The sequence below is a fragment of the Caulobacter sp. GW821-FHT09H08 genome, assembly GCF_059415885.1.
Window position 1 is genome coordinate 1,041,217 of sequence record NZ_JBWKOC010000001.1, and the last position, 16,370, is coordinate 1,057,586.

General features: G+C 69.7%; 12 protein-coding genes. 1 reads left to right on the forward strand and 11 read right to left on the reverse strand.

Annotated elements, in window-relative coordinates:
* Positions 1-46 precede the first annotated feature (46 nt).
* The gene (locus AC07NN_RS05150) at positions 47-592 is read right to left on the reverse strand and encodes a PAS domain-containing protein (RefSeq protein WP_494638101.1); all 546 of its coding nucleotides are present in this window, start codon (positions 590-592) and stop codon (positions 47-49) included.
* A 174-nt stretch (positions 593-766) separates the two neighbouring features.
* Between AC07NN_RS05150 and AC07NN_RS05155 the strand changes: the two genes are divergently transcribed.
* Entirely contained in the window at positions 767-1,723 is a 957-nt protein-coding gene (locus AC07NN_RS05155) for a hypothetical protein (RefSeq protein ID WP_494638103.1), read from the forward strand.
* 63 nt (positions 1,724-1,786) lie between these two features.
* On the opposite strand, the gene AC07NN_RS05160 is transcribed toward AC07NN_RS05155, so the two are convergent.
* The 10 genes from AC07NN_RS05160 to AC07NN_RS05205 all read right to left on the reverse strand — a co-directional run bounded on the left by AC07NN_RS05160 (position 1,787) and on the right by AC07NN_RS05205 (position 16,194).
* Positions 1,787-4,732, reverse strand: coding sequence for a M16 family metallopeptidase (locus AC07NN_RS05160; RefSeq protein ID WP_494638105.1), 2,946 nt, complete (start codon positions 4,730-4,732; stop codon positions 1,787-1,789).
* Positions 4,733-4,975: 243 nt separating this feature from the next.
* Positions 4,976-6,064 (reverse strand): DUF2336 domain-containing protein, encoded by a 1,089-nt coding sequence (locus AC07NN_RS05165; RefSeq protein WP_494638107.1) that lies wholly within the window; start codon positions 6,062-6,064, stop codon positions 4,976-4,978.
* On the reverse strand, positions 6,064-6,777 hold the full coding sequence (locus tag AC07NN_RS05170; protein WP_494638109.1) for a hypothetical protein: 714 nt from the start codon (positions 6,775-6,777) through the stop codon (positions 6,064-6,066). The genes AC07NN_RS05165 and AC07NN_RS05170 overlap by 1 nt, the downstream gene beginning before the upstream one ends.
* Positions 6,778-6,839: 62 nt before the next feature.
* On the reverse strand, positions 6,840-7,598 hold the full coding sequence (locus AC07NN_RS05175; protein WP_494638111.1) for an ABC transporter permease: 759 nt from the start codon (positions 7,596-7,598) through the stop codon (positions 6,840-6,842).
* Positions 7,595-8,344 (reverse strand): ABC transporter ATP-binding protein, encoded by a 750-nt coding sequence (locus AC07NN_RS05180; protein ID WP_494638113.1) that lies wholly within the window; start codon positions 8,342-8,344, stop codon positions 7,595-7,597. Before AC07NN_RS05180 ends, AC07NN_RS05175 begins: the two co-directional genes overlap by 4 nt.
* Complete coding sequence (locus tag AC07NN_RS05185) at positions 8,341-8,574, reverse strand: hypothetical protein (RefSeq protein ID WP_494638115.1); 234 nt, start codon at positions 8,572-8,574, stop codon at positions 8,341-8,343. The genes AC07NN_RS05180 and AC07NN_RS05185 overlap by 4 nt, the downstream gene beginning before the upstream one ends.
* A gap of 8 nt (positions 8,575-8,582) precedes the next feature.
* A complete protein-coding gene (locus AC07NN_RS05190) occupies positions 8,583-9,584 on the reverse strand; it encodes an ABC transporter substrate-binding protein (RefSeq protein WP_494638117.1) in 1,002 nt (333 codons plus the stop codon).
* A 136-nt stretch (positions 9,585-9,720) separates the two neighbouring features.
* The gene (locus tag AC07NN_RS05195) at positions 9,721-11,799 is read right to left on the reverse strand and encodes a hybrid sensor histidine kinase/response regulator (RefSeq protein WP_494638119.1); all 2,079 of its coding nucleotides are present in this window, start codon (positions 11,797-11,799) and stop codon (positions 9,721-9,723) included.
* A 344-nt stretch (positions 11,800-12,143) separates the two neighbouring features.
* Entirely contained in the window at positions 12,144-14,231 is a 2,088-nt protein-coding gene (locus AC07NN_RS05200; RefSeq protein ID WP_494638121.1) for a response regulator, read from the reverse strand.
* Between the two features lie 118 nt (positions 14,232-14,349).
* Positions 14,350-16,194, reverse strand: a complete 1,845-nt coding sequence (locus AC07NN_RS05205) for an ABC-F family ATP-binding cassette domain-containing protein (protein ID WP_494638123.1) — start codon at positions 16,192-16,194, stop codon at positions 14,350-14,352.
* Positions 16,195-16,370 lie beyond the last annotated feature (176 nt).

A 16,370-nucleotide genomic window follows, 5' to 3' on the forward strand; every position in this document is an offset into this window, starting at 1 on the left:
TTCCATCTGGGCCCCGGCATTCGCCGGGGAAATCGGATTTGAAAGTCTAAGCGATGGCCCGCCCGTCCAGCGTCGCCAGGCGCAGGCGCGGCATGTCCTCGTTGCCGTCGCCCAGCGGCTTGATCTCGCGCAGGCCCAGTTCATAGGCCGGACGACCCATCAGGCGGGCCATCATGGCGATCGGCTGGTAGAGGCCCAGGAAGCGGTCGGTCTCGCCCGACGCGCCCTGCAGCGGCGCGAACAGCACCTCCATGCCCACCGACGGCACGCCATGGGCGCGGATGTCGGCGGTGACCACCATGGCCGTGCGGCGCTTGCGGGCCACGTCCAGGGCGCTTTTCAGCTCCAGGCGATGGGCCAGGGCCCACAGGGACAAGGCGTCCTGACCCCTCAGGTCGCGGGCGTGAAGGTCGGTGACGAAGCCCCCGGCCAGGCGGAAAGGCAGCTTGCCGCCGTCCTTGCCCAGGATGAAGACCTGCGGCAGCAGCTCCAGGAAATCGCCCGGATTGATGTCCGCGCGCTGGGGCAAGGCGGCGTCGCCCTTCTTGTCACGCCAATAGTCTATCAACCGTTCCGTGCTTGGATGGAACATCGTCGTCCCCTGGCGGGTCCCGCGCGGCCGGTTTTTGACCGCACGGAGCTTGCTGGGAGAACCGGGCCAAGGCCCCGACCGTCCCATTCTGGCGCAAACCAGGCGGAACGGAGGGTTGCGGCCCGATTCTTGCTTAACCGAGAGCGAGACGACCCGATGTGAAGGGAACCGCCGATGAAGGCGCCGAAACTGAACACGCGAAGCTGGATGATCGCATTGGGCGCCCTGCTGGGCGGCCTGCTGATCGGCGGCGCGGCCTATGCGGCGGGGTGCACCACCGGCTGCACGCCCACGCCTCCGACGTGTTGCAAGCCTCCGCCGCCTCCGCCGAAGCCTCCGACCCCGCCGACGAACTGCTGCGGCGGCGGCCACAAGGTCAACATTCCCGGCGTGAACGTGAACATCGGCGCGACCGTGATCGTGAACGCCAACGCCAGCGCCTCGGCCACCAGCGGCGCGGCCGCCGGTTCGGGCGCGGTGGCTGGCGCGGGCGCCGGCACGGTCAACTATTACGGCGGCGGCGGTCACGGCGGCTACTATTCGGGGCCCATGGCCTCCGGCTACATCCAGGGTCTGAACGTCGAGGGCGGCGAAGCCCGCCGTCGCCAGGCCTATGAAGCCACCCGCACCAAGATGCGCCGCGTGATCATCCGCGCCGTCTGCCTGGATGACCGCGACGTGCCGCACCCGGCCTCGCAGGTCACCCCCGACCGCGACATCGACGACCTGTACGATGGCGAGCTCTATCGCTGCATCGCCGGCTCGCGCATGCAGTACTTCATCGCCGACTACGAAGGCCGGATCGACATCTCGACCAGCGGCGGCGGCCAGACCTATGTCTGCCAGAAGAACGAAGCCCTGTACCACGTGCCCGGCATGGGTGGTGGTCGCGGCGGCGCCGGCCTGGCCGGCGGCGAAGGCAGCGCCGGCAGCCTGGTCTGCCGCCCGCAACGGCCGGCCCGTGACTGCAACGAGCGCTCGCTGCTGCGTCGCTTCGGCGCCGGCGTGAAGGTCCTGACGATCATCAGCACCGAGAAATACACCGCCTACCGCGAGGAAGTGATCCAGGAGCGCCAGACCCTGACGACCAGCTTCAGCCTGGACGGCGGCGTGGGCGGGGTCGTCTACTAGGACGCTTCGAAAGCCTGGAACTGAAAAGGCCCTCCCGATCGGGAGGGCCTTTTTGTTTGCGCCCTACTTGGCCGCCGGAGCTCCGGCTTCCGGCTTCACCAGCAGCAGCCACGACTTGTCGTCGGGCAGGTAGGTCTTGGCCGCCTTCTGCACGTCGGCCGGGGTGACGCGGGACAGACCCGCCACCACCGAACGCGTGGCGTCCAGCAGGCGCGGATCGTTCTGGGCGCCCGAGAGCGTGCTGACCCAGTACTCGTTGGTCACGCGCGACTTCTCGATGGCGTCGATGCGCGGCTTCTTGGCCCGCTCCAGCTCGTCGTCGGTGATCGGCTTGTCGCGCAGGTCGGCGGCGATCTTGCGGATCGAGGCCACGACGCCGTCCAGCTTCTCGGGCGGCACCTCCATGCTGACCGCCAGATAGCCCCAGTTCTTGAAGACGACGCTGGCCGTCGACGAGGCGTTGGGCGAGTAGGTCGCGCCCTGCTTCTCGCGCAGCTCGTCGATCAGGCGCAGCTGCACCACCTGGCCCAGGATCGAGACGTCGCGCGAGCGCTGCAGGTTCGAGAACAGATCGTCCGTGCGCCAGGCCATGAACAGGGCCGCCTGGTCGGCGCGGCCCTTGTGGGTGCGCACCACCGGCTCGGCCGACGGGGCCGGGAACGGAGCCTTCTCGGCGCCGGGCAGGGCCGGATCGCCAGGACGGGCGGGCAGGGCGCCGAAGGTGTCGGCCACCGCCGCGATGGCCTTGTCGACCGTGGTGTCGCCGACGATGACGATCTCCAGGTCGCCCTTGGCCAGCGGGTTGGCCACCGCCGACTTCAGCTCGTCCAGCGACGAGGCGGCGATCTGTTCGCGCGACGGGAAGGTCCAGCGCTGGTCGCCGCCGTGCATCAGCCCGCCCAGGTCGCGACCGAAGACGCCGCCGGTCGTGCTCTGCAGCTGGTCGTGGATGGTGCCGTAGGCGGTCTTGATCCGATTGAAGGGCTCGGGCCGCCAGCCCGGCTCGCTGGCGAAGGCCGCCAGCACCTGCATCTCGGTCGACAGGTCTTCCGGACGCGTGCGGCCGTTCAGGACGAAGGCGTCGTCCTCGACCGCCAGCGCGGCGTTCCAGATCTTGCCGGTCAGCACCCGCTCCATGTCCTGGGCGTTGATCTGCTTGAGGCCGCCCTCGATGAAGGCCGAGCCGGACCACAGCGGGCTCTGCTTGTCGGACGCCATGTCCAGCAGGCCGCGGCCCGAGCGGACCTTCACCAGCACCTGGTCGTTGCGGAACTTGGTCGGCTTGATCGTCAGCTTCACGCCGTTCTCGAACCGCACGAAGACGGTGTCGAGGTCGGTGACGTCCTTCTGCTCGGCGACCTTGCCGGTCGGGCCGAAGCTGGAATACGGCCACACGGTCACGCCGGGCGCGGCCGGCGGCGTGACGGGCGTCTTCTTCAGCTCGTCATAGGCCTTCAGGATCGCCGGCTCGCCGCCTTCGACATTGGTCGGAGCGGCGATGACGACCAGCGGGCCGTTGCCGGCGAAGGCGGACTTCAGCACGGCGTTGACGCGATCGGCGGTCAGGCCCTTCACCAGGACGTCGAAGGCCGCGAGGTTCTGGGTGGGCGAGGTGACGACCTCGCCATCGCCCAGGGTGTTGACCAGCTGGTTGGCCAGGTTTGGCGTGCGCTGGGTGGCCTCGCCCGCCACGGCCGCGACCAGGCCGGCGCGCAGGCCGGCGATCTCGCGATCCAGTTCGTCCTGGCGCACGCCGTACTGGACGGCGCGGCGCTGTTCAGCGTCGAGGGCGGTCATGGCCTCGCGCCACTTGCCCGGCTGGGCCGTGGCGCCGAAGGTCGTCACGCGCACCGCGCCGTACTGGTCGCCCTTGAAGGCGCCGCCGGCGATGAACGGCGGCTCGGCCGAGCGGCCGAGGGCCTGCATCCGACGGTTCAGCACCGCGAAGCCCAGGTTCTCCAGCATATCGCGCTCGTCGACGGCCTTGGTTTCCAAGAGGCCGTCGGGCTTGCGCATCCAGGTCATCTGCACCGACCAGGGCGAGCCGGCCTCGACCAGCAGCTTGGCGGTCGGGCCGCGCTTGGCCACCGGGCCGACGTCGGGGTTCTTGCCGTTGGCGCCCTTGCCGACCCAGTCGCCGAACTTGGTCTTGACCTTGGCTTCCATGGCGTCGACGTCGAAGTCGCCCACCATCACCAGCACCGCCCGCTCGGGACGGTAATAGGCCTCGTAGAAGTCGCGGATGCGCTGGGCGGGCGCGGTCTTCAGGACGTCGGTCTTGCCGATCGGGATCCGCTTGGGCGGCAGCTGGCCTTCCATCTGGGCCGACAGGGTGGCGATGGCGACGCGATAGCCGGGGCTGTCGCGGGTGCGTTCCTCCGACAGCACCACGCCGCGCTCGCGGTCGACGGCCTCGGGGGCGATGGTCAGCTCGCCGGCGGCTTCCCGCAGCAGCATCAGCGAGGTGTCGACCGTGTCGTTGTCCGTCTTGGGCAGGTCCAGCTGGTAGATGGTCTCGTCGAAGCTGGTCGAGGCGTTGGTGTCGGCCCCGAACGCCAGGCCGTGGCGCTCCAGGATCTTGATCATCTCGCCTTCGGGCACGTTCTTGGAACCGTTGAAGGCCATGTGCTCGAGGAAGTGGGCCAGGCCCTGCTGGTCGTCGGCCTCCATCATCGAGCCGGCGTCGAACCACAGGCGCACCGAGGCCTGGCCGGGCGGGGTGGCGTTCTTGCGCAGGGCGTAGCGCATGCCGTTGGGCAGCACGCCGAAACGCCAGGCCGGATCGGGCGCGACGTCGGAAATCTCCTGCGCCCACTGCCCGGGCTTGAGGTCGGTGATCTTGGGCCCGGCCAGGGCGGGCGCTTCCGGAGCGCCCTTCGGCGCGGCGGCGGCGGGAGCGGCGGCCTCGTCCTTCTTGGCGAAGGGCAGGGAAGGCTTGGGAAGGTGCGAGCAAGCAGCGACCGAAAGGCCGGCGGCGGCGACGAGCGCCAAGCGCGAAGCGCTGATCATCGAGAATCCAGGGCAGGAGAATTTCAGAGGGCGGCACCTTGACCGTCCGCCATGGCGCAAGCAAGGCGCGAGAAAGGCTGAAGTTCAACGCCGCTACCAAACATCCGATCTTCCCGGCGAATGCCGGGACCCAGATCTCAAGGCGCTGGGGCTGATTGGAGGAGCGCGGCGCTCATAGAGCCAACGCAAACGCTCTTCCATCTGGGCCCCGGCATTCGCCGGGGAAATTGGAGTGTGGAGAGGTTAGGCCGCCGCCACGTCGCCGGTCTGGCGGCGCAGGCGCCAGAAGCGGATCGTGCGCAGGGCCGACTCGCGGGGCAGAGCGGCATAGAGCTCGCCATACGCCTTGGCCCGCAGCATCACCTCGTCCGAGGGTTCCAGGATCAGCAGGGCGAAAGTCAGGAACAGCGGACGGTCGAAGTTGGCCGCCTTGCAGATGACCGCCAGGGCGTCCATCTCGCGGCGTTCCAGGATCTTGCGAGCGGTGTGGAAGTCGACGTCCGCCATGTCGGCCAGGGCCACCAGGAACAGCGTCGTCTTCTTGTTGCGCAGCATGTTGGCCAGCATCTGCGGCGAGATCTGCGCCTTGGCGCGGAGGCTGCGGAATTCCTTCTCGGCCTCGGCGTGGTCGGGCGGCAGGGCGCCGTCGTCGGTGGCGACACGCTTGCGGCCGGCGGCCAGGGCCGCCTCCAGGGTGGCGGGGTCGACCCCGGCGTTCTTCTCCATGATCCGGTCGCGCAGCCGCGCCTCAACCATGAAGTACATCTCGTTCAGCAGGTCGACCGGCAGGCTCTGGCGGTCGATGACCGCCTCGTGCAGGGCCGGATTGGCGGCGGCGCGGTCGACGACCGTCTCGTGCGCCTCGCGCGACAGCACCGCGCCGTCGTTGCGCAGCAGCACGCCCAGGGTGTCGTCGTCGCCGCGCGCCACGATGGCGTCCGAGACGGTGCTGGAAACGCTGGGACGCTGCGAGATGGCGCGCAGGTGATCCTGGCCCTGGGTACGGGCCACGTGCAGCAGATCTTCGTCGGTCAGGGCGGCCGAGTTGCGCAGGATCGGCGCGGCGACGGTGATCGAGTCCGAGGCCAGGGCGCGCGACAGGCCGCGCGGGGGAGCCGGGGCGTCGCTGAGGCGCTCGGCCAGCTCGGCCTTCACGGCTTCTTCCATCTCGCCGGCCAGCTGGCTCATGACGTCGTCGAACAGGCCCATCTCGACGCCGTTATGGCCTTCGCCCTCGAAGAACATGTCGGTGACGCCGCGCAGCAGCTCCCGGCGCTTGGCGCTGGAGGGCTCGTTGGCCAACGAGATCAGGTCGTTGAGACGCGACTGCATCACTGGTCGCTGTCCTTCTTGCTCTTGCCCGACTGGCTCGGCCAGTCGCGGTCGTCGTCTTCGCGCGGCTTGTCGTCGTCCGGCGCGGTGGCGGGCGGAGCGATCAGGACCATGCGCGGCGGACCGGCGGCGGGGATGGGATCGGGAGCCATGCCGAACTGGCGGCCCACGGAATAGGTGCGCACGCCGACCTGGCCGGGCTGCAGCGCGCGCGGCTGCGGCGCCTGTTGCTGGACCGGGGCGGCATAGGCGATCTGCGTCGGAGCCGGCGGCGCGGCCTGAGGGGCGGCCTGGGGGGCGTCGTAGATCGTCTGCGGCAGTGGGCGCGGCGCGGGGGCGTAGGCCTGCTGGGGCTGCGGCGCCTGGACCGGCTGCTGGTATTGCGGTTGCGACTGATACTGCGCCTGGGGAACGTAGCGCGGAGCGGGCTGCGGTTGCGGGGCGACCTGCGGCTGCTGTTGCGCCCACCAAGGCTGCTGCACGGGCTCCGCCTGGACCTCGGGCGCGACGATCTCGCGCTTGCCGCCCCAGCCCAGCATCTGGCCGCTGTAGGTCGCGCCGGTGTAGCCGGGGCCTTGGCCCGCCAGTGGCGCGGGAGGGCGATCGGGGGCTGGACCGTAGCGGCTCTCGCGCGCGTCATCGGCATGCGCGGTCGCCGACACGGAGGTCAGGGCGGCGCAGACGATTGCGGCGATGAGGGCGGCGGAACGCATGGATCGGTCCGGACGGAATTCGTATCGAATTCCTTTCCTAGGCCGCGCCGCTTAATCTTGGGCTAACGCCCGCGCCAAGAGTCCAGAAGTCGACGCTCGGCCCATTCCATGGCCGCGTGCAGCACGACGCCCAGGACGGCCAGGGTCAGCAGGGCGGCGAACACCTTGGCCGTCTGCAGGCGGTTGTAGGCCTCCAGAATCCGCCAGGCCAGGCCTTGAGCGCCGCCCGAACCGGCCACGAACTCGGCCACTACGGCGCCGATGACGGCCAGGCCCGCTGCGACCTTGTGTCCCTCCAGCAGGGCGGGCACGGCCGAGGGCAGGCGCAGGCGGATCAGGCGCTGCCAGGGCGTCGCGCCATAGAGATCGAACAGTCGGGCCAGGTCCGGATCGACCGCCTTCAGGCCGGTGAGCGCGCCCGAGAAGATCGGGAAGAAGGCGACGACGGCCGCCAGGCCGATCACGGCGCGCTCGGGGTGGTCGATGCCGGCCCAGATGGTGACCAGCGGCGCGATGGCCACCAGGGGCGTCACCTGCAGGGTCACGGCGATCGGGCGGACGGCGTCTTCCAGCAGGCCGTTGAGGCTGACGGCCAGAGCCAGAGCGCACGCGACCAGGCTGGAAATCACCAAGGCTAGCAGAGCCGTCGACAGCGTCGCCCAGGCCGAGCCCAGCAGCAACGGCCAGGACTGCAGCAGCGCCGTCCAGATCGCGCTGGGCGCGGGCAGCAGATAGGCGGGCGTGGCCAGGGCGCGGCAGGCGATCTCCCAACCGCCCAGTAGGACGGCGATCAGGATCAGCGGGGCCAGAACGCGCTTCACGCTGCCCGCTCCGTGGCTTGCGCCAGCAGGGACGACACCGCCTCGGCGGCGGCGCGGAAGGCCTCGGTGGTGCGGAAGCCCGCCGGACGCACGACTGGACCCTCGATGGCGACCTCGCCGGCGATGCGGCCGGGGCCGGGGGTCATGACCACCACGCGGCGGGCCATGTAGACGGCCTCCTCGACATTGTGGGTCACGAAGACGACGGCGGGGTTCAGTTCGTCGGCCAGCGCCAGGACGTCGTCGGCCAGGGCGCGGCGGGTGATCTCGTCCAGCGCGGCGAACGGCTCGTCCAGCAACAGCAGGCGCGGACGGGTGACCAGGGCCCGGGCCAGTGACGCGCGCATGGCCATGCCGCCGGACAGCTGAGCGGGGCGGGCGTTGAGCGCGGCGGCGAGGCCGACCTTGGCCAGGGCTTCATCGGCCGAGGCGCGCGCTTGGGTTCTGGCTATTCCCGCCAATTCGAGCGGCAGGGCGACATTGTCCCGCGCCGGCAGCCATGGGGCCAGGGTGTGGGACTGGAAGACGACCGACGTCTCGCCCTTGCCGGCGGCGCGGGTCACGCTCCCGCGCGTCGGGGCTTCGAGGCCCGCCAGCAGCCGCAGCGCCGTGGACTTGCCGCAGCCCGACGGCCCGACCAGGGCGACGATCTCACCGGGCGCGAGCGCCAGATCGACCGGCCCCAGGGCGCGGCCCCGGGCGTAGTCGACCTCGACGCCGGAGAGGCTGGCGATGACGCTGGTCATATGCAGGGCTGGCTGTTCAGGAAGTAAGCCAGGAGCGCCAGGGCGGCGACCAGCACGACGCCAGCGCCCGTCCAGAACGTGATCGGCCGCTCGGCGCGTCGCACCCAGCCGACACCCGGAAGCCCGACCCTGCCGGCCCACAACGCAGCCGCCAGCCAGCCCGCGAGCGCGACGGCGATCGCCAGCAGCGGCAGGTATTGGCCGGAGTCGTGCGGAGGCTTGACGTCCATGGCGGCGGCTACTGGCCCTTGGGCAGGAACTGCAGCGTGTAGGCCTGCTTGAAGTCCATGTCCTTGGGATAGACGCCCTGCTCGGAGGCGACCTTGAAGAACTCGGCCCAGCGGGCGTCGCTCATCTGGCCGATCTCGCCGTCCTTCCCGACGATGCCGTAGCTGCGCATCTTCTCGCGGGCCTGGTCGAGGACGTCCTGGGTCATCTCCGGATTGTCCTTCAGGATCGCCGCGTCGCCGGGCTTGGCGTCGCCGTAGAGATAGGACTTCCAGCCCGCCGCCGTGGCCTCGACGAAGGCCTGCACGGCCGCTGGGTTCTTGGCGATCAGGCTGTCGGGGACCAGCGCCATCGAGGCGTAGGCGGGATAGCCGCTGTCGGCCAGCAGGAAGACCGCCGGCTTGATCTTGCCTTCCTTCTCGATGAGGTACGGCTCGCTGGTGGCATAACCCTGCTGGATCACGCGCTTGTCGGCCAAGAACGGCGCGGACGAGTAGTTGTACTTGCGCACCTGGTCGTCGCTGAACTGGTACTTGGCCTTCAGCCAGACCCAGAAGGCGGTGATCGAGGCGTCCGACAGCAGGATCGGTCGGCCCTTCATGTCGGCGATGCCGTTGATGCCTTGATCCGGGTGGGCGATCAGCACCTGCGGGTCCTTCTGCATGAAGGCGGCGACGGCCTTCACCGGCGTATTCTGCTGGGCCAGGTTCATGACGATGAAGCTGTTGGAGCCGACCCCGACATCGACAGCGCCGGTGGCCAGCAGCTGGGGCACGTTCACCGCCGGCCCGCCCTGGATCAGGGTCACGTCCAGGCCGCGCTTCTTGTACTCGCCGGTCGCCAGCGCCTGGTAGTAGCCGCCCAGCTCGGCCTCGCCGCGCCAGTCGGTGGCCAGCTTCAGCTTGGTTTCGCCTGCAGGGGCGGTGGCTTCCTTCTTGGCCGGAGAACAAGCGGCGAGGAGGGCCATCAGGCCCAGGGCGGCCCCAGTGGCGACAAAGGCGCGGCGCTGCATGAAATGTGTTCCCCTCGATTTGAGGAGGAAGGTAGAGGCGGCGTGATCGAGTTCCAAGTCAGAACGCACACCACATTTCATCCCGTCATTCCCGCCACAAGGGCGGGAATGACGGCGCCTGAGTTTGGTGAGAGCCTTAAGCCTCCACCCCAGCCTTGTGATGGTTCAGCCAGCGCTCGACCTTGGCGTACAGCACCTCGCGCTGGATGGGCTTGGCGATGTGGTCGACCATGCCGGCGGCGTAGCAGCGCTCGACCTGCCGGGGCAGGGCGTCGGCGCTCATGGCGATGATCGGGACCTTGCCGGCCGGGGTGCGCAGGGCCTTGATCGCCCGGGTCGCCTGCAGCCCGTCCATCTGCGGCATGTGGATGTCCATCAGGATGATGTCGTAGTCGCCGGTCTCGGCGCGCTCGACGGCTTCCTTGCCGTTCTCGGCGACGTCGACCTCGCAGCCGACCAGGGTCAGCAGCGCCGCGCCGATCTCCAGATTGATCGGGTGGTCGTCGACGATCAGGATCTTGGCCGCGCCCGGTGTCGTGGTCTTGGGGCGCTCGGGGACGGCGATCGGTTCGGCGGTGGGGGCGTTCAGCTCGACCCAGAAGCACGAGCCGCGCCCCGGCACGCTGTCGACGCCGATCTTGCCGCCCATCACCTCGACCAGCGCCCGGCAGATGGCCAGGCCCAGGCCGGCCCCGCCGTGCAGCCGGCTCATCGAGCTGTCGGCCTGCGAGAAGCGCTGGAACAGCAGGGCCTGCTTGTCGAGCTCGATGCCGACGCCGGTGTCGATGATCTCGAACCGCAGGCGGTCCTCGATGTCGCCGGGCTCGATCACCAGCCGCGCGTCGATGCGACCCTCGTCGGTGAACTTCACGGCGTTGTTCAGCAGGTTGATCAGCACCTGGCGCATGCGGTCGGCGTCCAGGTCGTGCAGGGCGTCGACCGGATCGATGATCTCCAGGTCCAAGGTCAGGCCCTTGGCGCGGGCCTCGGGGGCCATGATCGCCACGGTGTCGCGCAGCAGGGTCGCGGCCGAGGTCGGTTGCGGCAAGAGCTCGATCAGGCCCGCCTCGACCCGCGAGAAGTCGAGGATGTCGTTGACCACGGTCAGCAGGGCCGCGCCGGCGCTGTCGATCAGATTGACCTGGCGACGGACCTCCGGGGCCAGGTCGTCACGCGTCGCCAGGAGCTGGGCGAAGCCGAGCACGCTGTTCAGCGGCGTGCGGATTTCGTGGCTCATCGTGGCCAGGAACTCGGTCTTGGCCTCGGTGGCGGCCAGCGCCCGGCTGCGGGCGGCGCGGGTCAACTGCTCGCGGCGGAGCAGCAGGCGCTTGAGGCGATCCTGCTGGGCCAGGGCCAGGCCGGCGGCGAGGCTGGTGTAGAACAGCACCGCGATGAAGATCTGGATCGTACGGGTCTGCGCGACCGCGCCCATGGCGCCGTTGAAGCGGGGAGAGGTCCCGGCGATGGCGATCGGCAGGGTGATCACGGCCACGATCAACGACGCCATGGCCGCGCCGCGCGCGCCCAGGCGATAGGCCGTGGCCAGGACGATCGGGAAGATCAGGAAGGGCGGCGCGCTCGAGGCGGGGTGGGCGCAAAGCAGGGTGACGGCGGCGACGGCGAACATCAGCAACAGCTGCTCGCGCCAGGACCGGTGGAACGAGCGGCGATGCTCGGCGTCGATCAGCACCAGGGTGGCGGGCAGGGCGATCGCCAGGCCCAGGGCGCCGCGCAGGAACCAGTCCAGCAGGCTGGGCAGGAACGGCTCCCCGAACGCGACAGCCAGTATGCTCGCGCACGACAGGCTGATCGCCGCCGCGACCGGCGTGGTAACCGCCGGCAGCAGGGCCAGGGAGCGCATCGAGCGGAGACGCGGCGCGCCGCGCCAGATCCGCAGGCACACAAGCCAGATGGCCACGGCCTCCAACCCGTCGACCGCCGTGTAGACGAGCGCCCGGACCAGGCTGTCGCCGACCAGCAGGCCGATCGAGAAGTGGAAGACCGCGAAGACGATCGCCAGCGACACCCGGCGCGAGCCGTTCAGGGCGATCAGGCCGGCGGCCATCAGGGCGTTGGCGGGCCAGAAGGCGGCGACGCCGAGGACGGTGCGGGTCAGGTACTCGCTGAACACCATGCTGGCCACGACAGCGACGGACAGGCCCAGCAGCAGGGCGGTCTGACGTCTCTGTTCATGCAGAGCCAGCCTGTGCGGCATACCTGTTCCGTCCCCCATTCAGCCGCGCTCCGTTGCGCGACGTGACCGGTCAGGCGTCGGGCGGCCGAACCAGGTTCGGGAGACCACGCCAAGACTTCTTGCGCCGACCCAAACGCCCGGAGGCCTTGGAGAACGGCGTTACCATCAATACGCCCGCGAGCTCCCGAGTTGCTCGCTTATCGCCCGATGTGTCGTTTCGCCGCAGGACGCCTCCGGGGCGAAACGAGCCCCAAGCGCCTGTATTTCCAGAGCGCTCAAGGTCGGACGGGCGCAGACAATGCATGGGCCTGCCCGCAATTCAAGAGGGAGCACCTGCGCCCAGGGTTGCGTCCAGGGGGCGAGCCTCAAGCGGCGGCGCGGTCCTGGGTCAGCCAGTGCTCGACGACCCGGTACAGCGTGTCGCGATCGATCGGCTTGGCGATGTGGTCGACCATGCCGGCGCGGCGGCACTTCTCGACCTGTTGGGGCATGACGTCGGCGGTCAGGGCGATGATCGGCGTCAGTCCGCGCGGGCCGGGAAGGGCGCGGATGGCGCGGGTGGCGGCCAGGCCGTCCATGCGCGGCATGTGGACGTCCATCAGGATGACGTCGAAGTCGTGATCGGCGGCCAGGCGCACGGCCTCGTCGCCGTCCTCGGCCACGGTCACCTCGCAGCCGGCCAGGACCAGCATGGCCTCGCCCAGCTCGCGGTTCATCGGGTGGTCGTCGACCAGCAGCACGCGGGCGGCGGTGTCGCTGTCCGCCTCGCTGGCGGCGACCGCCGGGGCAGGGACCGCGTGAGCGGGCAGGGCGACCCAGACCGTGGCGCCTTCGCCCAGGGCGCTGACGAGACCGATCTCGCCATCCATGATCCCGACCAGCGCCTTGCAGATCGCCAGGCCCAGGCCCGTGCCGCCGAAGCTGCGGCTGATCGAGCTGTCGGCCTGGGTGAAGCGCTGGAAGAGCCGCGCCTGCTGCTCGGGCGAAACGCCGATGCCGGTGTCGACGATCTCGAACCGCAGGGAATGGACGCCCTCGGCCGGCGTGATCGCCAGCCGCGCCGTCACCCGGCCGGTCGGCGTGAACTTCACGGCGTTGTTCAGCAGGTTCAGCAGCACCTGGCGCAGGCGGCTTTCGTCCAGTTCGTAGAGCGCGGTCTCGTCGCCCTCGATCTCGACGAACAGCGGCAGGCCCTTGGACGCCGCGTCGCGCATGACGATGGCGGCGGTGTCGCGCAGCAGCGCGGCGGGCGAGATCGGGTGCGGGTCCAGTTGCACCCCGCCGGCTTCCAGCCGCGAGAAGTCCAGGATGTCGTTGACCAGGGTCACCAGCGAGTGGCCGGCGCCGGCGATCAGGTCCAGCTTGCGGCGGCCGTCGGGCGACAGGGCCTCGGTCTCGCCCAGCAGGCCGGAGAAGCCGAGGATGCTGTTCAGCGGCGTGCGGATCTCGTGGCTCATGGTGGCCAGGAACTCGGTCTTGGCCAGGTTGGCGGCCTGGGCGCGGGCGCGGGCGGCGCGGGCGTGCGCGCTGCGGCGGGCCATCAGGCGCTTGAGGCGATCCTGCCGGTAGAGGGACAGCGAGGCGGCCAGGGAGGTCAGGAACATCGCCGTGACGAAGACCTGGACCAGCCGGATGCGGTTGGCGTCGGTCCAGCCCGGCGTCGTGAGGTGATCGCCAAGGCCGGCGAGCGACATCGGCGCGGCGATGGTTACGACGATGGCCGCGCTCCAGGCCGCGCCTCTGGGACCCAGCTGGAACGCCGCCAGCATGGCCGCCGGGAAGATGAGGAAGGGCATCGGCTGGCGCTGGCCGAAGAAGGCCACCGCCGTGGTCGCCGCCACCACCAGATAGAGCCCCGCGTGAACCGCCGGCGGTCGTTTATAGGTGGAGGAGCGGTCCGGCTCGCTGACGACCAGGGTCGCGGGCAAGGTGACCGCCATGCCGAGCGAGTTGCACATCGCCCAGCCGGAGAAGACTCCGAAGAAGGAAGCGCCTGTCGCCAGGCTCACCAGGGTGGCGCCCAGCACCGCCATGGTCAGGGTCAGCGGCACGACGGCGGCGATCAGGCGCAGGGTCTGGACGACGCTGCGCACGACGGCGCGACCGCGCGTGACCTTCCGCGTGATGATCGTCGCCAGAAGCACCTCGAGCGAGTCGATGCTCGTATAGATCAGGACGATCGGCCAGGGATCGCCGGCCAGCTTGTGGCTGACCAGGCGGGTGACGATGGTGATGACCCACAGCGCGGCTTGATAGCGCGGCGCCAGGCGCAGGAGGCCGACGGCGGCGATGGCGTTGACGGGCCAGAGCGCCGGCATGCCCTGCGGGTCGCGGGTAAACTGGTCGCTGAAAATGAAGCTGGCGACGTAGGCGAGGGCGAAACCGATCAGCAGGGCGGTCTGGTGACGATCGTCGCGCGTGCGCGACGCTGTCGCGCCTGTCGTCCCGATCATGCCCAGCGATCCCCTACGCCAATCGACGTCAAGGTGAGAGCGAAAGGCCCACAACCCGTTAAGGCAAGCTCTAGCGAGACTTTATGCGACCTTCCGCCGCATACTGAACGCTTCGAGATCAGCCTGCCGCCAGGCCTTCCTTCTTCTCTTCCAGCTCCAGCCATTCCATCTCGGCCTGCTCCAGGTCGGCGCGGGCCTTGTCGAGCGCCTTCATCGTCTTGTCGAAGGTCGCCGGATCGCGGCTGTAGAGGTTCGGATCGGCCAGGGTCTGCTCGAACTTGGCGATGATCGCCGGGCTCTTGGCGATCAGGGCCTCGCACTCCTCCAGGCGGCGCTGGTCCTTGAAGGTCAGCTTGCCGGCCTTCTTGGGCGGGGGCGCGGCGGCCGGGGCCGGGGCGGCGGCCTTGGTGGCGCGGGCCACCGGGGTGAACGAGGAGCCGGCCGCCGCGCCGCGGGCGCCCTTGAAGAAGTCGGGGCTCTGGTCGATCAGGTCAGTCCAGCCGCCGGGGGTCTCCAGCACCTTGCCGTGCCCGTTCATGGCGATGGTCGAGGTCGCCAGGCGGTCGATGAAGTCGCGATCGTGGCTGACCAGGATCAGCGTGCCGTCGAAATCGGCCAGCAGGTCCTCCAGGAGGTCCAGCGTGTCCATGTCCAGGTCGTTGGTCGGTTCGTCCAGCACCATCAGGTTGGTGGGGTTGGCGAGAGCTCGGGCCAACAGCAGGCGGTTGCGCTCACCGCCCGACAGGCTGGTGACCGGCTGGCGCAGCTGGGCCTCGGTGAACAGGAAGTCCTTGGCGTAGCCCGCCACGTGCTTGGGCTGACCGCGCACGAGGATGGAGTCGCCGCCGCCGGGGGTCAGGAAGTCCCACAGGGTGATCTTGTCCGACAGCGCCATGCGGCCCTGGTCGATGTACGAGACCTCCAGGTTGGTGCCCAGGGTCACCGTACCGGCGTCCAGCGCCAGCTCGCCCAGCAGCATCCGCACCAGCGTGGTCTTGCCCGCGCCGTTGGGGCCGACCAGGGCCACGCGGTCGCCGCGCAGGATGCGGGTCGAGAAGTCCTCGACGATCACGCGATCGCCGAATTTCTTGGTGAGGTGCTTGGCCTCGACGACCTTCTTGCCCGAGGTCGCGGCGCTCTCGACGGCCATGAACATCGCGCCGCGTTTGTCGCCCTGCAGTTCCTTCTTCTGCGCGCGCAGGTCCATCAGGGCCCGGCGGCGGCCTTCGTTGCGGGCGCGACGGCCCTGGACGCCGCGCGCTAGCCAGGCGTTCTCGCGCTCCAGCACCTTGTTGAGGCGGCGCTCCTCGTCGGCCTCGGCGGCCAGGACCTGTTCGCTCCAGACCTCGAACTCGCCGAACCCCTTGTCCAGGCGGCGAACCTTGCGGTGCTCCAGCCAGAAGGTCCGCTGGGTGACCCGGTTCAGGAAGGCGCGGTCGTGGCTGACGATCAGGGCGGCGCACTTGGAGCCGGCCAGTTCTTCTTCCAGGGTCTGGATCGCGAAGATGTCCAGGTGGTTGGTCGGCTCGTCCAGCAGCAGCACGTCGGGCTGCTCGGCGAAGGCGCGCGACAGGGCGGCGCGACGCTTCTCGCCGCCCGACAGGCCTTGGGTGCTCTTCTCGGGATCGAGGCCGAAGTCGGCCAGGGCCGCCTGCGCTTCATAGTCCAGGGCCCCGCCGGCGGTGCAGTAGTCGAGCAGGGTCTCGCCGGTGATGTCCGGCTCCTGGCTGACATAGACGACCTTGGCGCCCGGCTGGACGGCGCGCTCGCCGCTGTCGGCCTCGACGCCCTGGCCGGCCAGGATCTTCAGCAGCGTGGACTTGCCCGCGCCGTTGCGGCCGACCAGGCAGGCGCGCACGCGCGGCTCCAGGGCCAGGTCGACACCGTCGAACAACGGCTTGGCGCCGTCGGCGAGACGGACGTCCTTCAGGGCGAGTACGGGCGCGCGAGTGGGAGAGGCCATGTCGTCTTTGGTCAGTCGAAGGTCGGGGCGGGGCGGCGGAATGTCGCGGAGGTGAGGGGCGTATAGCAGGCGGGCCGCCAGGGAAACGTCAAAATCGCGGCGCAGTCTGGTGTTGATCCACGTCAAGGACGAGGCGTTGGCAGGCGCGACAAATTTGCCTGTTAACGGGTCGCCAA